Here is a 2,398-nt window from a genome sequence, read left to right as displayed (position 1 = left end):
AAACGACCTGACGAGGGCAAGCCGCTCCCGGGTAAAATTGCGGCGCTTCATGCCGATGATGTTGAGGCCTTCGAGCGCTGCATATTGTCCGTTGACCAGCCCGAACGGAATAATATCGCCGCGGACGCCGCAGACGCCGCCGATCATGACCTGCGGCCCGACGCGCGTGAACTGATGCACCGCCGACAAGCCGCCGATGTAGACGAAGTCGCCGATTTCGCAGTGTCCGCCGAGCGTCGCCGATGTCGCGAAAATCGCGTCGTTACCGACGAAGCAGTCATGCCCGACATGGCTGTTGTTCATGAAGAAGCCGCGATCGCCCACGCGGGTAAGACCGCCGCCTTTCACGGTGCCGACATTCATCGTAACGCCTTCGCGAATCGTGCAGCCAACACCGATCTCAAGACGCGTGGGTTCGCCGCGATAGCTCAGATCCTGCGGCGCTCCGCCGAGCGAGGCGAACGGATAGATCGTGCAGCCGGCGCCAACGCTCGTGTGTCCCATCACATGGACATGCGAGATCAGCCTGCAATCCGCACCGATGACGGCGTTGCCGCCGATCACGCAATACGGACCGATCGTGGCGCCGTCGCCGATCACGGCGCCGTCTTCAACCCGCGCGGTTGGGTCGATCGTGGTCATCGAGAGGCCCATCTGTCTTGCAGCGATTTGGAGTAATTGTCGGCTTTTTCAGTGGTTAGCGCGGGCCGCCGGGGCTGTCCAGTGACGCGACACCGGGAATCGGAAGGCCCAAGAGGCCCGGATAAGCCGCAGCGTCAGTTCATCGTCCGCTGCACGAAGACAGAGCCTTGGGTTATCACGCACATATAGGAAAAGGTTTGCGCGTCGCCTGCGGTTTCGACGTCCACGTCCACGATGATCGGCTTGGACTGGCCTCGCCACGTAGCCAGAATGGCAGGCGGCACCGGACGTGTCCGAGACCTCTTGACGACGAGCCCTGTGATTTTCGGCAGGGCCTCCGTGGCGGTGGTGAGGCACGTCTTGCCCGCATCGGCGCGGCCACTCAGGGCCAGGAGCAACACGGCAGATGCCGCTGATATCGCCAAGTTTCGCATCTGCCCGTTCCAGCGCCTGACACCGAAACTAAAACACAGAAACTCAGGCCTGTCGATTGGAGGTCACACGACGACGCCGGCTAACGATACAGCCGCGCGGCGCATGGGCCTTGTCAGTCGGCCAGCATCGCACCCACATCGGCCTCGGCAACGATTGTCCCATTCACCTTGGCATCCCCGTGAAACCACCACATCGCCTTGCGCCTTGCGATGCTGCGCATGTGATATTCAATCGTATCGCCGGGCAGGACAGGCTTACGGAACTTGCACTTGTCGATGGTCAGAAAATAAACCGCGCGCGGTTTATCCGTTTCCATCGCCTTGATGCCGATGACGCCGGCGGTCTGCGCCATTGCCTCGATCATCAGCACGCCCGGATAAACCGGACGGTCGGGAAAATGGCCGAGAAATACCGGCTCGTTATAGGTGACGTTCTTGATGCCAATTCCGCTGTGGTCCGAACGAACATTAATCAGCCGGTCGATCAGCAGCATGGGGTAACGATGCGGCAGTGTCCTGAGGATCTCGTTGATATCCACGAGCTCATACTTGACCGACGTCTCCTCCATTTTCCCCGATCCTCCCCCTTCGGGCGTTCAGCGCCGCGCCAAACGCCGCCCCCCTTCCGAATCCAAGATCCGGACGGGGTTGGCCCACTGGCCGATTCTGCGGTCGTTGACGATCCCTGGCAATCCTTAACCTGACCCGCGGTGCGGGAGCCGGGCACGTTTTGGTCCAGCTCCCGTTCTACCGACTACGCCGTCAGGCAATTAGAAGGTGGTGCCGCCGCCGAACTTGAACTGCTGCACGACGTCGTATTTGCCCTTGGTGATCGGTATCGCGTAGTCGAAGCGGAGCGGACCGAACGGCGACTGCCAGATCAGGCCCACGCCGACCGACGTGCGCACGACGTTCTGAGCGGCATATTGCAATCCCAAGCAGGTCCCGGGCGCGGCAGGGGAAGCCAAGCCATTGTTCGTTGGCGGGGTACAGCCCGGTACGTTGACTTCACCCGTAGTGGTCCAGTCGGTCGGGCCTTTGTAATCTCCGAGCCAGCCGGCATCGGCATAGACGGCGCCCTTCATACCCAGTTCCTTAGGCAGGAACCAGAATGGCGTCTGGAATTCCAGCGAGGCGCCCCAATACTGCGTACCGCCGAGCGCGTCCTGCGTCCCGTAAGGGTTGATATCACGCGGACCGATGCCGAGCGGCGCAAAGCCGCGCACCAGGTTAGGACCCTCCTGGAAGTGATCGAGCATCCGGATCTGGTTGTTGCCGACCTGGGTCAGGAGACCGCCCTGGAGGTGAACCAACGCGACAAC

General features: G+C 61.5%; 4 protein-coding genes. All 4 read right to left on the bottom strand.

Annotated features, from left to right (window positions below; translation table 11 throughout):
* Window positions 1–642: acyl-ACP--UDP-N-acetylglucosamine O-acyltransferase (lpxA, locus tag WB528_RS13865; protein WP_423888984.1), on the bottom strand; the 642-nt coding region annotated here is incomplete at its 3' end.
* Between the two features lie 134 nt (window positions 643–776).
* Complete coding sequence (locus WB528_RS13860) at window positions 777–1,076, bottom strand: hypothetical protein (protein WP_423888983.1); 300 nt, start codon at window positions 1,074–1,076, stop codon at window positions 777–779.
* A gap of 113 nt (window positions 1,077–1,189) precedes the next feature.
* The gene (gene fabZ, locus WB528_RS13855) at window positions 1,190–1,645 is read right to left on the bottom strand and encodes a 3-hydroxyacyl-ACP dehydratase FabZ (protein WP_423888982.1); all 456 of its coding nucleotides are present in this window, start codon (window positions 1,643–1,645) and stop codon (window positions 1,190–1,192) included.
* Between the two features lie 201 nt (window positions 1,646–1,846).
* On the bottom strand, window positions 1,847–2,398 hold a 552-nt coding region (locus WB528_RS13850), incomplete at its 5' end, for a BamA/TamA family outer membrane protein (protein WP_423888981.1).

This window comes from Bradyrhizobium sp. (assembly GCF_049586575.1).
Classification (GTDB): Bacteria; Pseudomonadota; Alphaproteobacteria; order Rhizobiales; family Xanthobacteraceae; genus Bradyrhizobium.
The sequence above is the reverse complement of the archived record's forward strand: the minus strand, read 5'-3'. Positions and strand labels throughout refer to the sequence as shown.

Bases quoted from the DNA above. Each gene is read 5' to 3' on its own strand.
- fabZ (WP_423888982.1), bottom strand. From the start codon at position 1,645: ATGGAGGAGACGTCGGTCAAGTATGAGCTCGTGGATATCAACGAGATC.
- WB528_RS13860 (WP_423888983.1), bottom strand. From the start codon at position 1,076: ATGCGAAACTTGGCGATATCAGCGGCATCTGCCGTGTTGCTCCTGGCC.